This is a genomic window from Kitasatospora sp. GP30 (assembly GCF_029892145.1).
GTDB classification, from domain to species: Bacteria; Actinomycetota; Actinomycetes; order Streptomycetales; family Streptomycetaceae; genus Kitasatospora; species Kitasatospora acidiphila.
Genome location: NZ_JARZAH010000013.1, coordinates 53248 through 72550, shown reverse-complemented (window position 1 = coordinate 72550; position 19303 = coordinate 53248). Strand labels below are relative to the sequence as shown.

General features: G+C 71.1%; 18 protein-coding genes, 1 tRNA gene and 1 pseudogene. 11 read left to right on the top strand and 9 right to left on the bottom strand.

Translation table 11 applies throughout. From position 1 onward, the window contains the following. Positions 1-256 precede the first annotated feature (256 nt). The 6 genes and pseudogenes from P3T35_RS20230 to P3T35_RS20205 form a co-directional block, all read right to left on the bottom strand. Positions 257-613, bottom strand: coding sequence for a hypothetical protein (locus P3T35_RS20230; RefSeq protein WP_101382776.1), 357 nt, complete (start codon positions 611-613; stop codon positions 257-259). After that, complete coding sequence (locus tag P3T35_RS20225) at positions 610-1071, bottom strand: prevent-host-death family protein (RefSeq protein ID WP_101382775.1); 462 nt, start codon at positions 1069-1071, stop codon at positions 610-612. The genes P3T35_RS20230 and P3T35_RS20225 overlap by 4 nt, the downstream gene beginning before the upstream one ends. A 129-nt stretch (positions 1072-1200) precedes the next feature. Continuing rightward, positions 1201-1304 (bottom strand) — tRNA-Ser (locus tag P3T35_RS20220). Positions 1305-1327: 23 nt separating this feature from the next. Then, complete coding sequence (locus P3T35_RS20215) at positions 1328-2005, bottom strand: uracil-DNA glycosylase (protein WP_101382774.1); 678 nt, start codon at positions 2003-2005, stop codon at positions 1328-1330. Between the two features lie 197 nt (positions 2006-2202). Next, positions 2203-2430, bottom strand: a pseudogene (locus tag P3T35_RS20210) (uracil-DNA glycosylase); the annotation flags it as partial. A 32-nt stretch (positions 2431-2462) separates the two neighbouring features. Continuing rightward, a complete protein-coding gene (locus P3T35_RS20205) occupies positions 2463-3554 on the bottom strand; it encodes an amidohydrolase family protein (protein WP_101382773.1) in 1092 nt (363 codons plus the stop codon). A 401-nt stretch (positions 3555-3955) separates the two neighbouring features. Between P3T35_RS20205 and P3T35_RS20200 the strand changes: the two genes are divergently transcribed. Beyond that, positions 3956-5620, top strand: a complete 1665-nt coding sequence (locus tag P3T35_RS20200; protein ID WP_101382772.1) for a phosphonate degradation HD-domain oxygenase — start codon at positions 3956-3958, stop codon at positions 5618-5620. 43 nt (positions 5621-5663) lie between these two features. On the opposite strand, the gene P3T35_RS20195 is transcribed toward P3T35_RS20200, so the two are convergent. Continuing rightward, positions 5664-6461 carry a GntR family transcriptional regulator gene (locus P3T35_RS20195; protein ID WP_101385344.1) on the bottom strand — a complete coding sequence of 266 codons (798 nt, stop codon included), beginning with the start codon at positions 6459-6461 and terminating at the stop codon, positions 5664-5666. 326 nt (positions 6462-6787) lie between these two features. On the opposite strand from P3T35_RS20195, the gene P3T35_RS20190 reads away from it, so the two are divergent. The 9 genes from P3T35_RS20190 (at position 6788) to P3T35_RS20150 (ending at position 16491) form a co-directional block, all read left to right on the top strand. After that, positions 6788-7945 carry an ABC transporter substrate-binding protein gene (locus P3T35_RS20190; protein WP_101382771.1) on the top strand — a complete coding sequence of 386 codons (1158 nt, stop codon included), beginning with the start codon at positions 6788-6790 and terminating at the stop codon, positions 7943-7945. Positions 7946-7974: 29 nt separating this feature from the next. After that, positions 7975-8919, top strand: a complete 945-nt coding sequence (locus P3T35_RS20185) for an ABC transporter permease subunit (RefSeq protein WP_280707098.1) — start codon at positions 7975-7977, stop codon at positions 8917-8919. Continuing rightward, positions 8916-9728: an ABC transporter permease subunit gene (locus tag P3T35_RS20180; protein WP_101385343.1), complete on the top strand. Its 813-nt coding sequence runs from the start codon at positions 8916-8918 to the stop codon at positions 9726-9728. Before P3T35_RS20185 ends, P3T35_RS20180 begins: the two co-directional genes overlap by 4 nt. Before the next feature lie 60 nt (positions 9729-9788). Beyond that, a complete protein-coding gene (locus tag P3T35_RS20175) occupies positions 9789-10883 on the top strand; it encodes an ABC transporter ATP-binding protein (RefSeq protein WP_101382769.1) in 1095 nt (364 codons plus the stop codon). Beyond that, positions 10880-11572 carry an HAD family phosphatase gene (locus tag P3T35_RS20170; protein ID WP_348533423.1) on the top strand — a complete coding sequence of 231 codons (693 nt, stop codon included), beginning with the start codon at positions 10880-10882 and terminating at the stop codon, positions 11570-11572. Before P3T35_RS20175 ends, P3T35_RS20170 begins: the two co-directional genes overlap by 4 nt. Positions 11573-11576: 4 nt before the next feature. Then, complete coding sequence (locus tag P3T35_RS20165; RefSeq protein WP_101382767.1) at positions 11577-11897, top strand: multidrug efflux SMR transporter; 321 nt, start codon at positions 11577-11579, stop codon at positions 11895-11897. 148 nt (positions 11898-12045) lie between these two features. After that, complete coding sequence (locus tag P3T35_RS20160) at positions 12046-13428, top strand: S53 family peptidase (protein WP_101382766.1); 1383 nt, start codon at positions 12046-12048, stop codon at positions 13426-13428. 152 nt (positions 13429-13580) lie between these two features. Then, positions 13581-15800: an NADP-dependent isocitrate dehydrogenase gene (locus P3T35_RS20155; RefSeq protein ID WP_101382765.1), complete on the top strand. Its 2220-nt coding sequence runs from the start codon at positions 13581-13583 to the stop codon at positions 15798-15800. Positions 15801-16014: 214 nt separating this feature from the next. Beyond that, the gene (locus P3T35_RS20150; RefSeq protein WP_101382764.1) at positions 16015-16491 is read left to right on the top strand and encodes a YcxB family protein; all 477 of its coding nucleotides are present in this window, start codon (positions 16015-16017) and stop codon (positions 16489-16491) included. Between the two features lie 15 nt (positions 16492-16506). Here P3T35_RS20150 and P3T35_RS20145 read toward each other — a convergent pair whose 3' ends face one another. After that, entirely contained in the window at positions 16507-17124 is a 618-nt protein-coding gene (locus tag P3T35_RS20145) for a hypothetical protein (RefSeq protein ID WP_101382763.1), read from the bottom strand. A 210-nt stretch (positions 17125-17334) separates the two neighbouring features. On the opposite strand from P3T35_RS20145, the gene P3T35_RS20140 reads away from it, so the two are divergent. Next, positions 17335-18309 carry an AraC family transcriptional regulator gene (locus P3T35_RS20140; RefSeq protein WP_101382762.1) on the top strand — a complete coding sequence of 325 codons (975 nt, stop codon included), beginning with the start codon at positions 17335-17337 and terminating at the stop codon, positions 18307-18309. Between the two features lie 188 nt (positions 18310-18497). Here the strand turns inward: P3T35_RS20140 and P3T35_RS20135 are convergent, their stop codons facing one another. Next, on the bottom strand, positions 18498-19205 hold the full coding sequence (locus P3T35_RS20135; RefSeq protein WP_101382761.1) for an SDR family oxidoreductase: 708 nt from the start codon (positions 19203-19205) through the stop codon (positions 18498-18500). Positions 19206-19303 lie beyond the last annotated feature (98 nt).

Sequence of the window (19303 nt, the reverse complement as noted above, 5' to 3'; positions counted from 1 at the left end):
CTGCCCGGCTAGGCAGAGGCGGAGGATACGAGATTCGAACTCGTGAGGGGTTGCCCCCAACACGCTTTCCAACTGTCCGTCCGGCCGTTCGATGGCGGCCGGAGAGGTCCTGACCTGTGGCGGAGCGGCTCAGTAGCCAGGCGCTGAACGGCGCTGGACGTGGGTGACTGCAACCAAAACTGCAACCAGGCCGACCTCGGTCACGGCGAGGATCGCTGAGTCTGGCTGGACCGTTTCGCCCTCTGTCTCCCGAGGTCTAACTGTCAGTGTCCTTCGGATGCCGAGTGGAGGCGTACACGAGGTGGACGGTTCGCTTGGCCTCGTCGACGAGGTAGCGCACCCGTCCGCCGGCAGTCACCTCGTACTCCCACTGGGGAAGTTCGTCGCCCCCGAGGTCGCGGGTGGCGAGGCGACCGCGCAGCCGATGCTGACGATCCGGATCGCTCATCGACAGCGGGTTGGTGCGCAGGGCCTCGAAGCAGCGGCGACTGTTCCCAGCTGCCTCAGTGCAGAGATCGCTCCAGCCCTTGGCTGCCTCGCTCGTAGCGAAGCGGAGCCGCCACTCGTCGCCGACCGGCGGTGGTGCGACGTCGTCGCCGCGTTTTGGACTCATGGCGCGGAGACCTCGCCGTGATCCTCGCCGGCGAGAGGGGCGGAGAGCTGTGCGGTCAGTTCGGGATCGGCCAGGATCCTGGCGGTGGCACGCCACTCGACGATCACGCGGTGCAGGTTGGCGTGTACGTCCAGCTCCACGACATCGCGAGTGCTGTCCACGAGGTCAACGACGAACTCCCGCACCTCCTCGGCTGACAGGTGCCGGGTCCAGGGAAAGACTGTGGGGAGAGCGAGGAGCACGGCCCGTGCGCCCTCATCGCTGCTGATCAGGGCCGCAAACAGACGCGCGGTGACGTCGGCGGTCTCCTCGCGTTGCCGATCATGCCGCTCGGTAGTGAGGTAGAGATCCTCGCCGTCGCGGCGCGAGACGTGGATGCGCTGGGCCTGCTCCACGGTGTCGGCGACCCGTTTGGAGTTCTTCGACAAGTCAGAGAACGAGACGGTGAGAGTGGACATGCCGCCACGCTACTTCGGAACACGTTCCGAAGTCAAGGATGATGGGTGTCGAGTAGTCCGGATCGGCGATGCCCTGGAGGCAGAAACGACGATGGCCCGGACCGCTGAGCGGTCCGGGCCATCTGCCGGCGGAGGATACGAGATTCGAACTCGTGAGGGGTTGCCCCCAACACGCTTTCCAAGCGTGTGGCGGAGAGTACCGACACCACGTCAGGGTCTCAGTCGAATCTTCCGAATGCGGAGAGCCCCTGCAGCACTACGGGAGACGCCAGTCCACCGGCTGCGCGCCCTGCTTGACCAGCAGTTCGTTGGCGCGGCTGAAGGGTCGGGACCCGAAGAAGCCGCGGTCGGCGGACATCGGGCTCGGGTGCGCCGACTCGATCGCCGGGACCTGGCCGAGCAGCGGCCGCAGGTTGCGGGCGTCGCGGCCCCAGAGGATCGCCACCAGCGGGCCGCCGCGGGCCACCAGGGCGCGGATGGCCTGCTCGGTGACCTCCTCCCAGCCCTTGCCGCGGTGCGCCGCCGGCTTGCCGGGCGCGGTGGTGAGTGCTCGGTTGAGGAGCAGCACGCCCTGCCGGGTCCACGGGGTGAGGTCACCGTTGCTCGGTGGCGGGCAGCCGAGGTCCTGGCCCATCTCGCGGTAAATGTTGACCAAGCTGCCGGGAAGGTTCCGCACCTGCGGGTCGACCGCGAAGCTCAAACCGATGGCCATGCCCGGGGTGGGGTACGGATCCTGGCCAACGAGCAGGACCCGCACCTCGTCGAAGGGCTGCTGGAACGCCCGGAGAATGTTCGGGCCGGCGGGAAGGTACGTCCGCCCCGCGGCGACCTCCGCACGCAGGAAGTCACCCATCGCGGCAACCCGCCCCGCCACCGGCTCCAGGGCCTTCGCCCAACCCGGCTCGACGAGCTCGCTCAACGGCCGCGCGCTCATCGCGAACCCCCCACGTGCGTCAGGGCAGCAGCCGTGCCCGCTACTCCTCGTCCTCCTCCTCGCCTAGGCGATCGAGGAGCTCCCGCAGTACAGTCGTGGGCACGACGGGCGCGCTCTCGACCCAGTGCTCCACCCACTCCGCAACCGTCATCATGCGAGCCATCCCGTCGTTCCGAAACCAGTGTTCTCGGAACTCGCGCGTGCCCGGGTGTCGGGTACGGGTCCTGACCGACGATCAGCACCCGGACGTCGGCGAACGGCTGCTGGAACGCCCGCAGCACGTTCGGCCCGGCCGGCAGGTACGTCCGCCCTGCGGCGATCTCCGCGCGCAGGAAGTCACCCATGGCGGCGATCCGCCCGGCCACCGGTGCCAGGGCCTCGGCCCAGCCGGGTTCGACGATCTCATGCAACGGACGCGGTGCCATGAACTCACCCTATCGGCCCAAACCGACAGTCCTCACCCCACCGGCCGCCCGCGCAGCACCACCAGCTGCGGATCGGCCAGGACCCCGATGTCGGCGCGCGGGTCGGCGGCGTAGACCACCAGGTCGGCAGGAGCACCCTCGGTCAGCCCGTCCCGGCCGAGCCAGGCCCGGGCTCCCCAACTCGCGGCGCTGAGCGCCTCGGTGGCGGTGAGGCCGGCCTTGACCAGTTCGGCGGCCTCGGCGGCGACCAGGCCGTGGGCGAGCGAGCCGCCCGCGTCGGTGCCGACGTAGATCGGGATGCCGGCCTCGTGCGCGGCACCGACGGTCTGGTAGCGGCGCTCGTGCAATCGGCGCATGTGGGCCGACCAGGCCGGGAACTTGGCCTCGCCGCCATCGGCCAGCTTGGGGAAGGTGGCGATGTTGACCAGGGTCGGCACGATCGCCACGCCGCGTTCGGCGAAGACCGGGATCAACTCCTCGGTCAGGCCGGTGGCGTGCTCCACGCAGTCGATCCCGGCGGCCAGCAGGTCGGGCAGCGACTCGGCGGCGAAGCAGTGCGCGGTGACCCGCGCGCCCTCGGCGTGCGCCGCCGCGATCGCCTCCCGCAGCGCGTCGCCCGGCCAGCAGGCGGTCAGGTCGCCGCGCTCCCGGTCGATCCAGTCGCCGACCAGCTTGACCCAGCCGTCACCGCGCCGGGCCTCCTGCACCACGTAGGCGGTGAGGTCGCCGGGCTCGATCTCATGGGCGTAGTTGCGGATGTAGCGCTTGGTCCGGGCGATGTGCCGGCCGGCCCGGATGATCTTCGGCAGGTCCTCGCGGTCGTCGACCCAGCGGGTGTCGGCCGCCGAGCCGGCGTCGCGGATCAGCAGGGTGCCGGCATCCCGGTCGGTGAGCGCCTGCTTCTCGCTGGTGGCCTCGTCGACCGCGCCGTGCGCGTCCAGGCCGACGTGGCAGTGCGCGTCGACCAGGCCGGGCAGCACCCAGCCGGTGACGGTGCGCACATCGCGCGTGCCGGCCGGCGGCGAGAAGCTCACCCGCCCGTCCAGCACCCAGAGTTCGTCCCGGACCTCGTCCGGACCGACCAGGATCCGTCCCTTGATGTGCAGCACCGCGCCTTCCGTCATGTCCGGCACTCTACGACGCGAACGGCCTTGATAGGTCCCGCGATTCGATCTTGACTGGACCATTGACTCGACATGACAAGGCTGATTGACTACATGGCAGGCCCACCCCGTTGGAGCCGCCCGAGGTCGACCGTCCGCCCGGTCCGCCTCCCGGCCGCTCCCCGGCTCACCGCCCGCCGACGAGCCTGTTGCCGTCGCCAACCGGTGAGCCCGGCGCCCGGGCTCGGCGCGGCACCCCCCGTTCCCGCCGAGCCCGGGCGCACCCATGCCGTGGTGCGGAGTTCACGGTCCGGTCAGCCACCGGCCCGATTCCGCTCACCCGCCTTCGGCAGGGTCCTGGCAATCGACCGAAGTTGGCTATACAACTTTGGCCCCACGGATCCTCCGTCGAAGGGCTCGCCATGCCTGACCCCACCACCGCCGGCCCCGCCTACTGGCTGCGCGACAACTGCCCGTGCGCCGACTGCCGCGATCCGCGCAGCGGCCAGAAGCTGTTCCAGATCACCGACCTGCCCGCCGATCTGGCGGTCGCGGCCGCCACCGAGGCGGCCGACGGCGGGCTGGAGGTGCTCTGGTCGGACGGCCACCGCTCAACCTACCCGGCGGGCCGAGGCACGGCGGATGACGGCGGCGACCGCCGCACCGAGGCCGGCAAACGGCTCTGGCGGGCCGCCGACTTCGCTGGGGCCCCAAATGCCCGGTATCGCAGCCCGGAGGCCGACTGGTCGGCCTACCTCGCCGACCCCGCCGAGCAGGCGGCGGTGCTGCGCGCCGTGCAGCGGCTGGGCTTCGCGGTGCTGCGCGGGGTGCCGACCGAGGAGCGGCAGGTACTGGCGGTCGCGGAGAGCTTCGGCTTCGTGCGCCGCACCAACTACGGCGAGCTGTTCGACGTCCGGGTCGAGCCGGACCCCACCAACCTGGCCTTCACCGCCGCCGCGATCGCCCCGCACACCGACAACCCGTACCGCGACCCGGTGCCCACCGTGCAGCTGCTGCACTGCCTGGCCAACGAGGCCGAAGGCGGTGACTCCGCGCTGGTGGACGGCTTCCAGGCGGCCGCGCTGCTGCGCGCCGAGGCGCCGGAGGACTTCGCGGTGCTCACCCGCACCCCGGTGCCGTTCGTCTACCGCGACCGGCACACCGAACTGCGGGCCGACCGGCCGCTGATCACCACCGATGGGACGGGGCGGATCCGCGAGGTCCGGCTCAACAACCGCTCGATCGGCCGACTCGACTTGCCTGACCATGAGTTGGAGCAGTTCTACGCCGCCTACCGGCGGTTCGCCGAGATCACTCTGCGACCCGAGCTGCAGCTGTCCTTCCGGCTGGCGCCCGGCGACTGCCTGGTCTTCGACAACACCCGACTGCTGCACGCCCGCACCGCCTTCGAGCCTGGGGGCACCTCCCAGCCCCCCGAGGGGGCCGGGGGCCGGCGCCATCTCCAGGGCTGCTACGCCGACTTGGACGCACTGGCGTCCACCCTGGCCGTGCTGGACCGGCGCACCGCCGCGCTCGACGAACTCGCGGAGCTGTTCGAGGGCGAGGGCGCCGGGGAGTACCTCGGCGAGGCGGTCACCCAGGCCGAGCACATGCTGCAGGCAGCCGCGCTGGCGCAGCGGGAGGGAGCGCCGGAGGCCTTGGTGGCGGCGGCGCTGCTGCATGATGTCGGGCACTTCTTTGACAAGCACAGCACAGGTGTGGTGACGGGCCGTCAGCTGATGGCGGGCCAGGACAACCGCCACAGCGAGACCGGCGCCGACTGGCTGGCGCAGTGGTTCCCGTCGTCCGTCACCGAGCCGATCCGACTGCACGTGGCGGCCAAGCGCTACCTCTGCACGGTCGAACCGGCCTACCGGGCGCGGCTTTCCGAGGCGTCCGAGTACACCCTCCAGGTGCAGGGCGGCCCGCTGACCGAGGAGCAGGCGGCCGCCTTCGCCGCGCTGCCCGGCGCGGCCGACGCCGTCGCGGTGCGCCGCTGGGACGACGCGGCCAAGACCTCGGGCGCCGGCACGCCGTGCTTCGACGACTACCGGCCGCTGCTGGCCCGGCGGATGGCCGAGCGGTGAGCCCTGCCGGCGCACCCGCCCGGTCGCCGGCCCGCCCGAGCACTCAGTCGTCCGCTCGGGCGTGCCGCGAAAGGGCGGAGGTGGCAAGGGAGTTGTGCACGCTGAAGGCCACCATGCCGGGCAGGTAGCGGTCTTGGGACCACTCGACCGGGCGCCCGGTGGGGTCGGTGGTGCGGCGGCGCTCGCGCAGCAGCGGGGCGCCGCGCCGGCAGCCGAGCAGCCGGGCGTCGTCGCCGTTGGCGGTGACCACGTCGATGGTGTGGTCGGCGTCGGTGAACAGGATGCCGTGCTCCCGCAGGTGTTCGGTGTGCGAGACCACGTCGGCCGGCAACTGGGCCACCAGCACGCCGACATGCGGCGGGTAGATGGTGCGCTCCACCATCACCGGGGTACCGGAGAGGGTGCGCAGCCGCAGCGTCACATAGACCTCGGCGCCCGGCTCCAGGCGCAGTTGCTCGCGCTCGGCGGCGTCGGCCGGCCGGCGCAGCAGCGACTCCAGGCGGCCGCCCGGCTCCTCGCCCATCGAGCGCGCCCAGTGGGTGAAGCTGAGCAGTTCGGAGAAGCTCTGCACCCGGGCGTTGCCGAGCACCACCCGCCGGGTGCCGCGCCGCGAGGTGACCAGCCCGTCGGCCCGCAGCACCGCGAGTGCCTGACGGACGGTCCCCCGGGAGACGCCGTACCGCTCGGCCAGGGCCCCCTCGGCGGGCAGCCGGCCGGCCTCGCCGTACGCGCCGGTGCTGATCGCCTCCCGCAGGTCGGCGGCGACCCGGCGGTAGAGCGCGCCACTGGCCTCGGACACCGCGGCGTGCTCCTCCGGGTTGCCGGGCTCGTCCTGTTGCATCGCGTTCTCCGTGAAGCTGTCTGTCACCGGGTCCCCCCAACTCATTGTCCTGCGTGCTGGGTGCGGCCGAGGACGATCCGACCTTATCGGCTCCCGGCGGACCGTTCGTGCTCCGCTTGGGCGGTTATCGCCCGACCGAGCGCGACCGTTCCCGCAGCCGACCCCTGTTCTGGGGCGCCCGTTCACCTTCTGGTCACCGACATCCGGCGTACTTGGCGGCGTCGGGCGAAGTTGGCTGACCAACTTGGCTCCCCGGCACTCCTCCCTGACGCAGCCAGCGCACCTGACGTGCGACCCTGCCGCACCTCGATCCAGGAGATCCTCCCGTGACCGTGCACCGCGCCCGTGCCGCCGCAGCTGCGGCCGTACTGACCGCCGCCGCGCTCTCCCTCACCGCCTGCGGCTCCGCGGGCTCGTCGTCGGCCACCACGGCCGGCGGCAAGAACATCACGACCGCCACCTCGGCCGCCGACCTCGGCGGGATGGACGCGCTGGTCGCGGCCGCGAAGAAGGAGGGCAACCTCCACGTCATCACGCTGCCGCGCGACTGGGCCAACTACGGCACGCTGATGGACAACTTCACCAAGAAGTACGGCATCAAGATCGAGGACGAGAACCCGGACGGCTCCAGCCAGGACGAGATCAACGCGATCACCTCCCGCAAGGGCCAGGACCGCGGCCCCGACGTGGTCGACGTGGGCACCGCGTTCGCCATCTCCGGCGCCCAGCAGGGCCTGTTCGCCCCGTACAAGGTGGCCGGCTACGACAGCATCCCGGCGACCATGAAGGCCGCCGACGCCACCTCGTACAACGACTACGGCGGCTACGTCTCGATCGGCTGCAACGCCAAGAAGGTCGCCGTCTGCCCGCAGACCTTCGCCGACCTGATGAAGCCCGACTACAAGGGCATGGTCGCGCTGAACGGCAACCCGACCAAGGCCAACGCCGCGCTCAACGCCGTCTGGGCCGCCTCCGTGGCGAACGGTGGCGGGCTGGACAACATCCAGCCCGGCATCGACTTCTTCGGCAAGCTGAAGGCGGCCGGCAACTTCAACCCGGTCGAGGCCACCTCCGCCACCGTGGAGAGCGGCGAGACGCCGATCACCATCGACTGGTCGTACCTGAACACCGGCTACACCGACAAGCTGGCCCCGAAGGGCATCGACTGGAAGGTCGCCATCCCGTCGGACGGCATCTGGGCGAACTTCTACAACCAGGCCATCAGCAAGTACGCGCCGCACCCGGCCGCCGCCCGCCTGTGGGAGGAGTACCTCTACAGCGCCGAGGGCCAGAACGGCTTCCTGAGCGGCTTCGCCACCCCGGCGGAGTTCGACGCCATGAAGTCGGCCAACACGCTGGACGCCGGCCTGGCCGCCAAGGTGCCGGCCCCGGCCAAGCCGTTCACCACCTTCCCGACCCAGGCGCAGCAGGACACCGCCAAGGCCGCGGTGACCGCCAACTGGGCCAAGGCCATCGGGGGCTGAACCAAGCAATGACTACGGTTCCCACCCCGGTGCCGACTCCCGCCGCCGTTGACACCAACGGCGGCGGGGGTACCCCCGGCACCGCAACTCCCGCAACTCCGGCCGCCCCCACGGCCACCCGCCGCCGTCGCGGCGGCCGCGCCTGGCTCGGCGCGCTGCCCCTGCTGGTGTTCTTCGCCATCGGCTTCGGGCTGCCCGCCGTCGCGATCGCCATCGGCGCCTTCACCACCTCATCCGACGCCCCGGGCGGCGGCGGCCACTTCACCATGGCCAACCTCAGCGACTCGCTGCAGGGCGCCTACCTGACCGCGCTGCTCGGCAGTGTGAAGCTCTCCGCGCTGACCGCGCTGATCGGCACCGCGATCGGGCTGCCGCTGGCGCAGGCGGTGGCCACCTCCCGGTTCAAGTTCGTCCGCGAGACCGTGCTGGCCGGCTCCGGCGTGCTCGCCAACTTCGGCGGTGTGCCGCTGGCGTTCATGTTCGTCGCCACCCTCGGCAACGCCGGTGAGGTCACCACCTCGCTGGGCCTGAAGGACTACGGCTGGAGCCTGTACACCTTCAACGGGCTGGCGGTCGTCTACCTCTACTTCCTCATCCCGCTGATGATCCTCACCATCACCCCGGCCCTGGAGGGACTGCGGGTGCAGTGGCGTGAGGCCGCGTACAACAACGGGGCGACGGTCTTCCAGTACTGGCGGCATGTCGCGCTGCCGGTGCTGCTGCCCTCCCTGCTCGGCGGCTACGTGCTGCTGTTCGGCGCCTCGTTCGCCGCGTACGCCACCGCCGAGGCCATGGTCGGCAGTTCGATCCCGCTGATCTCGATGCAGATCGGCGACGCGCTCTCCGGCAACGTGCTGGTCGGCCAGGGCAACCTGGCCCTCGCGCTCGGTCTCGACATGATCGTGGTCGCCTGCCTGGTGATGGCGATCTACCTGCCCCTCCAGCGCCGGAGTGCCAAGTGGCTCAGTTCCTGAACCGGCTGCGGCTCGGCCGCGGCCTCGTCCTGCTGCTCTGCGGCGTCTACTTCTTCGTGCCGCTCGGTGCGTCGCTCTACTTCAGCATCGACGACCACCACGGCAGCGTCACCTTCGACGCCTACACCAGCCTGCTCTCGGCGCCCGGGTTCCTCGACGCGCTCTACCTGAGCCTGGAGCTGGCGGCCGCGACCGTGGTGCTGCTGCTGGTGCTGCTGGTACCGGCGCTGCTGGCGGCCCGGTTGGGCGCGCCCAAGCTGCGTCCGGTGATCGAGGTGGTCTGCTCGATGCCGCTGGTGGTTCCGGTGGTCGCGCTCACCACCGGCATCGTCGGGGTGCTGCGCTGGGGGCCGGACTACCTGGCCAACACGCCGATCTTCCAGACCCTGGTGGCGATCCAGAACCCGAACTTCCCGGTGGTGCTGCTGATCGCGTACGTGCTGATGGCGCTGCCGTTCGCCTACCGCGCGCTGGACGGCGGGCTGCGCGGCGTGGACGTGGTCACGCTGGTCGAGGCCGCCCGCAGCTGCGGGGCGAGCTGGCCGCGGGCCGTGTTCTCGGTCGTGCTGCCCAATCTGCGCAGCGCGCTGCTCAGCGCCTCGGTGCTCACCGTGGCGCTGGTGCTCGGCGAGTTCACCACCGCCTCGATCCTCGGCTTCCAGCCCTTCTCGGTGTGGATCAACGCCTACGGCAAGACCGACGGGCAGATGTCCGTCGCGGTCTCGATCCTCAGCCTGCTGATCGTCTGGGTCGTCCTGCTGCTGCTCTCCGTGCTCGGCGGCCGCACCCGCAAGGCCGCGCGATCCTGACGATCCGTCAGATGACCGCGCGTTGCCGATCCACCAAGTGATTCCCAGGAGTTCACCGCCATGACCACCTCCGCCACCCCCGCACCACCCACCGGCGTGCCACTGCACCCCGGCAGCGCCACCGTCGAATTCCGCTCGCTGCGCCGGGCGTTCGGCGCCACCGTGGCGCTCGACGGCCTCGACCTGACGGTCCACCCGGGCGAACTGCTGGCGCTGCTCGGCCCGTCGGGCTGCGGCAAGACCACCGCGCTGCGGATCCTGGCCGGCTTCGAGACCCATGACTCGGGCGAGGTGCTGGTCGACGGGCAGGACGTCACCAGGATCCCCGCGCACAAGCGGGACGCCGGCATGGTGTTCCAGTCCTACAGCCTCTTCCCCCACCTGACCGCGCTCGACAACGTCTCCTTCGGACTGAAGATGCGCGGTGTCGGCAAGGTCGAACGCCGCTCCCGGGCACAGGAGTTGCTGGAGCTGGTCGGCCTGCCGCAGCGCGCCGGGCACTACCCGCACCAGATGTCCGGCGGCCAGCAGCAGCGGATCGCGCTGGCCCGGGCGCTCGCCCTGCAGCCGCGGGTGCTGCTGCTGGACGAGCCGCTCTCCGCGCTGGACGCCAAGGTCCGGCTCAACCTGCGCGAGGAGATCCGCCGCCTCCAGCAGGAGCTCGGCATCACCACCTTGTTCGTCACCCACGACCAGGAGGAGGCGCTGTCGATGGCCGACCGGGTCGCGGTGCTGCGGGCCGGCCGGCTGGAGCAGTGCGCCACCCCGAGCGAGCTCTACGCCCGCCCGACCACCGCCTTCGTCGCGGAGTTCGTCGGCACCATGAGCCGGATCCCGGCGCAGCGCTCCGGCGACGGCGTCGAGGTGCTGGGCCGCCGGCACGAGGTGGACGGCACGGTGCCCGCCGACGGCGAGGTGGAGGTGCTGGTCCGCCCGGAGAACGTGGCGGTCACCGCCGGCGGCGACGCGATCGTCACCGGCGCCAGCTTCCTGGGGGCGGTCACCCGGCTGACCGTCAAGCTGGCCGACGGCACCGACCTCAAGGCCGACCTGCCCACCGACCAGGCGGCCAAGCTGCCGGTCGGCGGCGGTGCCACGGTCTCGCTGCCCGACCGTCCGGTCCTGGTGGACCGCCGCGTTACGGTCGGGCAGTGAACACGCCGATGACCTCACCGCTGCAGAAGCCCGCCGCCGTCCTCTTCGACATGGACGGCACCCTGGTCGACACCGAGCACCTGTGGTGGGAGGCGACCAGCGAGATCGCCGCCGAACTCGGATACCAGCTGGGCGAGTCGGACGTACCGGAGGTGCTCGGCCGGGCCGTGGAGCACACCGCGGCCCATCTGGCGGCCGTGCTCGGCGACTCCTCGCCGGGGGCCGCGGTCATCGGGGAGCGGCTGAACGCCGCGTTCACCGTCCGGGTCGCCGCCCGGGTGGTGCCCCGCCCCGGCGCACTGGCCCTGTTGGAGCAGTTGCGGGCCGCCGCGGTGCCGACCGCGCTGGTCTCCGCCTCGCCGCGGAAGGTGGTCGACCTGGTGCTGACCCACCTGGGCCGGGACTGGTTCGCCGTGACGCTGGCCGCCGAGGACACCGAGGTGACCAAGCCCGACCCCGCGCCCTACCTCGCCGCGGCCGCCCGGCTGGGCCTGGACCCGGCCGCCTGTGTGGCGGTCGAGGACACCCCGACCGGCGTCACCTCGGCGCACGCGGCGGGCTGCGCGGTGCTCGCCGTGCCGTCCTCCGACGTGGCGATGCCGAGCGCTCCCGGGATCACCCTGCTCAGCAGCCTCACCGAGGCCGATCTGCCCCTGCTGGCCGCGCTGACCAGCCGCAACGCAGAATAGCCAGATGCCCTACGTCCTCCTCGTCCTCGCCATAGCCAGCGAGGTCTGCGCCACCAGCTGCCTCAAACTCACCGACGGCTTCAGCAAGTTGTGGCCCAGCGTCGGTGTCGGTATCGGCTACGTGCTCTCCTTCGCCCTGCTCGGCCAGGCCCTGAAGAAGATCCCCGTCTCGGTCGCCTACGCCGTCTGGTCCGGCGCCGGCACGGCCGCGGTGGCCGCCATCGGCGTCGCCGCCTTCGGCGAGCAGCTGGGCAAGGCGCAGTTGGCGGGGATCGCGCTGATCATCGTGGGTGTGATCCTGCTCAATCTGCGGGCCGGCCACTGAGGTGCGTCACACACAGGCACCGGGGCGCCACAGTCGCGGGTAAAGGTTTCCCCATGGATCCAACAAACTAGCGATTCATGGGAACCTAACGCGGTGTCATGGGCGGCAGCCGTCGTCGACGGGACCTACCACCCCTTCAGGGACACCCATGCGACGTTCCACCCGTCACCTCACCGTGTCGACCCTCGCGGCCACCGCACTGGTCGTCGGCACCGCCCTCACCGGGGCGGCGCCGGCGGCAGGGGCGCTGGCCGCGCCCGCGCACCGGCTCCCCGCTCCGGTGCCGGCCACCGCGCACCACCGGCTGCTCGGCCCGTTCCCGACGCCGTACACGATCGCCGACTGCCAGGCCCAGTTCCAGCGCTCCTGCTACGGCGCCAACCAGCTCCAGCAGGCGTATGACGAGAAGCCGCTCTTCGACCGCGGCATCACCGGGGCCGGCCGCACCATCGTGATCGTGGACTCGTTCGGCTCCCCCACCATCCAGCACGACCTGGACGTGTACAGCGCTCACTACGGCATTCCCAGCACCAGTGTGAAGGTCGTCCAGTGGGGCAACGTGCCCGCCTTCGACCCGAACAACTCGGACATGACCGGCTGGGCCGAGGAAACCACCATCGACGTCGACATGGCGCACGCGATGGCCCCCGGCGCCAAGATCGTGCTGATGGAGACCGGCGTCTCGGAGACCACCGGCACCACCGGGTTCCCGGAGATGATGGGCGGCGAGGACTCGCTGATCAAGCAGGGTGTCGGCGATGTGATCTCGCAGAGCTTCGGCACCGCCGAGAACACCTTCCCCGGCTTCGACCAGGGCGACTACTCCAGCCTGCTGAACCTGCGCGGCGCCTACAAGGACGCCCAGTCGCGCGGCGTCACCGTGCTGGCGTCCTCCGGCGACAGCGGCGTCACCGACTCGGCGCCCGACGGCTCCACCTACACCTACCCGACCACCGAGTGGCCGGCCTCCGACCCGCTGATCACCGGCGTCGGCGGCACCTCGGTGCACCTGGACACCCAGGGCAACCGGCTCTCGCCCGACACCGTCTGGGACGACCCGGCGCCCAACGACCACGGCGCCAGCGGCGGCGGCAAGTCCAAGGTCTTCCCGCGGCCGCTGTTCCAGTTCGGCGTGCAGAACACCGTGGGCAGCAGCCGCGGCGTGCCGGACGTCAGCATGCTGGGCGACCCGCTGACCGGCGTGTGGACCTACAACAGCTTCGGCCCGCAGGACAACGGCTGGGAGCTGTGGGGCGGCACCAGCGTCGCGGCCCCGATCTTCTCCGGCGTGGTGGCCCTCGCCGACCAGGCGGCCGGCCACCGCCTCGGCAACATCAACTACGGCCTCTACGGCCTGAGCGCCCTGCAGCGGGCCGGCGCGCCCGACACCGGCCTGACCGACATCGTCGGCGGCAGCAACACCTACGCCGGCGTCCCCGGCTGGCCGGTCACCCCCGGCTACGACCTGGCCACCGGCGTCGGCACGGTCGACGTGGCCAAGTTCGTCCCGAAGCTGGCCATGCTCGGCTAGCGACACCTGCCGGCACCTGTCGGCACCTGCAACACGTGCCACACCTGCAACACCGCTTCAAAGGGGCGCCCGTCACAGCGGGCGCCCCTTCGCCGTGCGATATCTTGATGTCAAGACGTTGTAGACACGGTAGACGTGAAGGCGGAGTACCGGTGACTGACTCAACCATCATTTACACGCACACTGACGAGGCCCCGGCCCTGGCGACGTACTCGTTCCTGCCGGTGATCCAGGCCTACGCCTCGACGGCGGGCGTCAAGGTGGAGACCCGCGACATCTCGCTGGCGGGGCGCATCATCGCGCACTTCCCCGAGCGTCTGGAGGAGGGCCAGCGGATCTCCGACGCCCTCGCCGAGCTGGGTGAGCTGGCCAAGACCCCCGGCGCCAACATCATCAAGCTGCCGAACATCTCGGCCTCGGTGCCGCAGCTGAAGGCCGCGATCGCCGAGCTGCAGGCCCAGGGCTACGCGCTGCCGGACTACCCGGACGACCCGAAGACCGACGAGGAGCGCGACGTCCGCGCCCGCTACGACAAGGTCAAGGGCAGCGCCGTCAACCCGGTGCTGCGCGAGGGCAACTCGGACCGCCGCGCCCCGCTGTCGGTCAAGAAGTACGCCCAGACCCACCCGCACCGGATGGGCGCCTGGACGGCCGACTCCAAGACCAACGTCGCCACCATGGGTGCCGACGACTACCGCTCGACCGAGAAGTCCGCGGTGATCACCGAGGCCGGCTCGCTGAAGATCGAGCTGGTCGCCGCCGACGGCAGCACCACCGTGCTGCGCGAGTCGGTCCCGGTGCTGGCCGGCGAGGTCGTCGACGCCGCCGTGATGCGGGTCGCCGCGCTGCGCACCTTCCTGGCCGCCCAGGTGGCCCGGGCCAAGGCCGAGGACGTGCTGTTCTCGGTGCACCTCAAGGCCACCATGATGAAGGTGTCCGACCCGATCTTCTTCGGCCACGTGGTCCGCGCCTTCTTCCCGAAGACCTTCGCCCAGTACGGCGCGGTGCTGGCGGCGGCCGGCCTCAACCCGAACAACGGCCTCGGCGGCATCCTGGCCGGCCTGGACGCGCTCCCGCAGGGCGCGGAGATCAAGGCCTCGTTCGACGCCGAGCTGGCCGAGGGCCCGGCTCTGGCCATGGTCGACTCCGACCGCGGCATCACCAACCTGCACGTGCCGTCCGACGTCATCGTCGACGCCTCGATGCCGGCCATGATCCGCACCTCCGGCCACATGTGGGGCCCGGACGGCCAGGAGGCCGACACCCTCGCCGTCATCCCGGACAGCAGCTACGCGGGCGTCTACCAGACCGTCCTCGACGACTGCCGCGCCCACGGCGCCTTCGACCCGGCCACCATGGGCTCGGTGCCGAACGTCGGCCTGATGGCCCAGGCCGCCGAGGAGTACGGCAGCCACGACAAGACCTTCGAGATCCCGGCCGACGGCACCGTCCGCGTGGTCGACGCCGCCGGCGCCGTGGTGCTGGAGCAGCCGGTCGCCGCCGGTGACGTCTTCCGGATGTGCCAGACCAAGGACATCCCGATCCGCGACTGGGTGAAGCTGGCCGTCAACCGCGCCCGCGCCACCGGCGACCCGGCCGTCTTCTGGCTGGACGAGGACCGCGCGCACGACGCCAACCTGATCGCCAAGGTCAAGCAGTACCTGCCGGAGCATGACACCAACGGCCTGCAGATCGAGATCATGGCCCCCGAGAAGGCCACCGCCTTCTCGCTGGAGCGGATCCGCCGCGGCGAGAACACCATCTCGGTCACCGGCAACGTGCTGCGCGACTACCTGACCGACCTGTTCCCGATCCTGGAGCTGGGCACCAGCGCCAAGATGCTGTCGGTCGTCCCGCTGATCAACGGCGGCGGCCTGTTCGAGACCGGCGCCGGCGGCTCCGCCCCGAAGCACGTCCAGCAGCTGGTCAAGGAGAACTACCTGCGCTGGGACAGCCTGGGCGAGTTCTTCGCCCTGGCCGCCAGCTTCGAGCACCTGGCGCAGACCACGGACAACGCCCGCGCCCAGGTCCTGGCCGACACCCTGGACCGGGCCACCGGCACCTTCCTGGAGAACGACAAGTCGCCGGCCCGCCGCGTCGGCCAGATCGACAACCGCGGCAGCCACTTCTACCTGGCCCTGTACTGGGCCCAGGAGCTGGCCAAGCAGACCGCCGACGCCAAGCTCGCCGAGGCCTTCGCCCCGCTCGCGAAGACCCTCTCCGAGCAGGAGCAGACCATCGTCGACGAGCTGATCGCCGTCCAGGGCTCCCCGGTGGACCTCGGCGGCTACTACCAGCCCGTCGTGGAGAAGGCGTCCGCCGTGATGCGTCCGTCGAAGACCCTCAACGAGGCGCTGGCTTCGCTGAGCTGACGCCACGGGTGCCCGTCGGGGCCCCGCCCCCGCTGACCGGATTCCGGTTCGCGGGGGCGGGGCCCTTCGGTGTTTCCGGCTACGCCAACCCCGGCCCGCCCGTCCGCCCGGGTGGGCCCGGGGCACCATCGGCTCTGACCGACCCGGGCCCTAGGATGCGGCGTCTGACACATGGTCGACAGGCGACGAGCAACGAGCGACAAGGGCGTGAGGCGTGAACATCACAGGGACCTACCAGCTGACGTCTGAGCAGATGTACCGGGGCCTGAAGGACGGGCTGCCGGGGCGTTTCATGAGAGTGCGGATCATCCTGGGGCTGCTTGCCCTCTGCGGGGTGCTGTCGATCGTCGCAAGCGGGACGCCGTTCGGGGTCGGGCTGCTGGTCGGAGCGGTGTTCCTGGCGATCTGGCAGCCCATCGCCGCCAAGCGCAGCCTGACCCGCGCCCTGGAACGCGACCCGAGCCCGGTCCAGGCCGCCTTCACCGTCGACGGCTGCTCCTTCACCAAGGCGCAGAGCCGCTCGGAGTTCAGCTGGGCGCGGTTCCAGAAGATCACCCAGAGCCAGGAGTTCCTGCTGCTCCAGCCGAGCAAGGTCCTGGTGATACCGGTCCCGAAGGCCGCCTTCACTCCGCAGCAGGGTGCCGAACTGACCGCGTTCCTGCAGCAGTTGCCCAACTACAGCGCGTCCTGAGGCGATTGGCACCCGTCAGCGGACCTCCAGGTCGGCCGGGTGCACGTTGAAACCTCCGTCGACGACCGGCGCGAACGGCGCCGGCGCCATGCAGGTGCCGACCACCGGCTGCACGGGCTTCCCAGCGGCGTCCACATCGAGGTTGGCGACACCCCAGGAGAAGCCAAGGCGGTCGTTGCCGTGGCCCGGGCCGTGGTAGATGCTCAGGCCGACCCGCTGGCCGACCGGCATGACGTCCGACTTGGTGATGACCGCGGTCACGGTGGCGACCCGGTCCCCGGTGACCAGGCAGTCCACGGCGGCCTCGGCGGTGCCGACCTCACCGGTCTCGACGACCTTGTGCGAGAAGCGGACGGTGCCGCGCGCATCGGTGGGCAGGCCATCCTTGATCTTGGTGCCCGGGAAGCCCCGAGTGTACGGCGCCGCCTGGGCATCGACGGTGAACCGGATCTCGTCATTGGGACGGAACGCGTAGAAGATCCGCGCCGACCCGCTGACACTCGCGAGACGCGCTGGGTGGTCGGCGCCCGTCGCCCCGGCATCCGCCGCCGGAGCGGCGGCGGTCAGCGTCGTGAGCGCGACGGCGGCGGCGGCGAGGGTGACGGCGAGACGGGACGTACCAGTGCGGACCATGACGGGCTCCCTTCCTCGACGGCCGCCCCGATGGCCGCCGTCCTGATGCCCCACCAGCTTCGCCGCCACCACGCCTCCCGGACCATGTGCCGATCGGCAGGTCCTGCCCGTGCACGCGCACCGGGGGTGTGCCGATCGGCACAGCCTGATCGGAGCTCGGAGCGTGTCCACCCTGGAGTAATCGGCCCGGCGCCTGGGCAGCAGCGTGCCATGACCATCCGTCCCCCACACCACCCCCACCACCCCCTGGAGCTGCACGAGCTGAAGGTGGCCGACCACGGGGTACTGCCGTTCGCCATCGGGTCGTTCGACAGCTTCGGGCCGCTGGCCCGGGCGTCCTTCCCGCATCGGCACGGCTTCTACGAGATCGTCCTGGTCACCGGCGGCAGCGGCGCGCATGTCGTGGACCTGGAGCGGTTGCCACTGTCGCCACCGCAGCTGTTCGTGATCGCGCCGGGCCAAGTGCACCACTGGGAGGCCGCCGGACTCGCCGGCTGGCTGATGCTCTTCAACGAGGACTTCCTACTCCCGCATCCCGAGGACGCCGAGGCACTGCGCACTTTGGCCACCCGCAGCCGGCTGCCCCTGCACCGGGAGGACTGCGAGCGGTTCGAGGCGCTGTTGACCGCGATGCTGGAGGAGTACCACGGTGTCGAGCCCGGTTTCGTCAGCGTCCTGGCCTCCTACCTGCACATCCTGGTGCTCCGGGCGCTGCGGCTGCCCGGGGCCGAGCCGACCAGGGCTTCGGCCGGAACCGCGGACCGGGCCGGGGAGTTGGCGGCCCGGTTCGCCCGGCTGATCGCCTCGCCCGGTGCCCGGGACCGCTCGGTGGGCACGCTGGCACGGGAGTTGGGCGTCTCGACCGGGCATCTGCATGAGGCGGTGAAGCAGGCCACCGGGCGCACGCCCGGCCGACTGGTCCGCGAGAAGCAGACATTGGAGGCCAAACGGCTGCTCCTGGCAAGCGACTTGACGGTCAGCCAGGTGGCGGAGCGAGTCGGGTTCGGTGATCCGTCGTACTTCTGCCGATTCTTCCGACGGGAGAGCGGGGTGAGCCCGGGCGCGTTCCGCCGGACCATGCGGGAGGCTCGTGACCAGCAGCCCATCCCGGGATACCCGCCCTGCCCGGACGAAGGTGACCGCAAAGAATCACCACGTTCCCCGAGTCCGGTCCATCGTCGCTGACGGGACACCCGCATACCTTGGCTGTCATGGCGTAGCCACTCCCCGATGAGCTGCCTGTGCCTCCAGGCGCACACCGCCACGACGGGCCGGGAACTCCCCGCACTCCCGGCCCGCCGGCAGCGCCTGCAGGGTGCGCGGGGCCGTCGGCACCCCCATGGCCGACGGCCCCGCACCACTGAGTTGAGCGCCTACCAAGGCAGCGTCCCCGAGGCGTCGAAGTACCCGCCCGTCGGCCCGTCCGGGCCCACCAGCGCCATCCGCACGATGATCTCCGCCCCCTCCTCCACCGTCTGGTGGCCCGAGTGGTCATTGAGGTCCGTCGCGGTGTAGCCCGGCTCGACGGCGTTGATCCGCATGCCCGGGAACGCCTTCGCGTACTGCACGGTGAGCATGTTCACCGTGGTCTTCGACGCAGGGTACGCGACGCCCGGGTACCCGCTGGCGAGGTCGGCCGGGTCGGACATCCGGGCCAGCGAGGCCAGGCCGCTGCTGACGTTGACCACCACGGGGGCGGCGGACTTCTGGAGCAGCGGCAGGAAGGCGTGGGTGACGCGCACCGTGCCGAAGACGTTGGTGTCGAACACCTCGCGGATCGCGTCCGCCGTCAGCTCCGCCGCGCCGATGATGCCGCCGTCCGGCAGCCGCTGCTCGATGCCGGCGTTGTTGACCAGCACGTCCAGTCCGCCGTCGGCCTCGATGGCGCGGGCCGCCGCGGTGACGGAGGCGTCGTCGGTGACGTCGAGCCGCACCGGGCGGGCGCCCAACTGCTCGGCGGCCCGGCGGCCGCGCTCGGCGTCCCGGCTGCCGAGGTAGACGGTGTGTCCGGCGGCGATCAGCCGGCGGGCGGTTTCGTAACCGAGGCCCTTGTTGGCTCCGGTGATGAGTGTTGTCGTCATGCCTCAAAGCTTCCACTCCCGGTCGGCTGGCGGCCAGTACCCCCGGCTTCCTGGGACTGCGGGTACCAGGAAGCCCGGCGGGCCGCGAGGCAGACTGG

Excerpts from the sequence above, each read along its gene's own strand:
- P3T35_RS20200 (WP_101382772.1), top strand. The coding sequence starts at position 3,956 with ATGCCTGACCCCACCACCGCCGGCCCCGCCTACTGGCTGCGCGACAAC.
- P3T35_RS20215 (WP_101382774.1), bottom strand. The coding sequence starts at position 2,005 with ATGAGCGCGCGGCCGTTGAGCGAGCTCGTCGAGCCGGGTTGGGCGAAG.
- P3T35_RS20175 (WP_101382769.1), top strand. The coding sequence starts at position 9,789 with ATGACCACCTCCGCCACCCCCGCACCACCCACCGGCGTGCCACTGCAC.
- P3T35_RS20195 (WP_101385344.1), bottom strand. The coding sequence starts at position 6,461 with ATGCAACAGGACGAGCCCGGCAACCCGGAGGAGCACGCCGCGGTGTCC.
- P3T35_RS20145 (WP_101382763.1), bottom strand. The coding sequence starts at position 17,124 with ATGGTCCGCACTGGTACGTCCCGTCTCGCCGTCACCCTCGCCGCCGCC.
- P3T35_RS20140 (WP_101382762.1), top strand. The coding sequence starts at position 17,335 with ATGACCATCCGTCCCCCACACCACCCCCACCACCCCCTGGAGCTGCAC.
- P3T35_RS20165 (WP_101382767.1), top strand. The coding sequence starts at position 11,577 with ATGCCCTACGTCCTCCTCGTCCTCGCCATAGCCAGCGAGGTCTGCGCC.
- P3T35_RS20205 (WP_101382773.1), bottom strand. The coding sequence starts at position 3,554 with ATGACGGAAGGCGCGGTGCTGCACATCAAGGGACGGATCCTGGTCGGT.
- P3T35_RS20225 (WP_101382775.1), bottom strand. The coding sequence starts at position 1,071 with ATGTCCACTCTCACCGTCTCGTTCTCTGACTTGTCGAAGAACTCCAAA.
- P3T35_RS20160 (WP_101382766.1), top strand. The coding sequence starts at position 12,046 with ATGCGACGTTCCACCCGTCACCTCACCGTGTCGACCCTCGCGGCCACC.
- P3T35_RS20230 (WP_101382776.1), bottom strand. The coding sequence starts at position 613 with ATGAGTCCAAAACGCGGCGACGACGTCGCACCACCGCCGGTCGGCGAC.
- P3T35_RS20135 (WP_101382761.1), bottom strand. The coding sequence starts at position 19,205 with ATGACGACAACACTCATCACCGGAGCCAACAAGGGCCTCGGTTACGAA.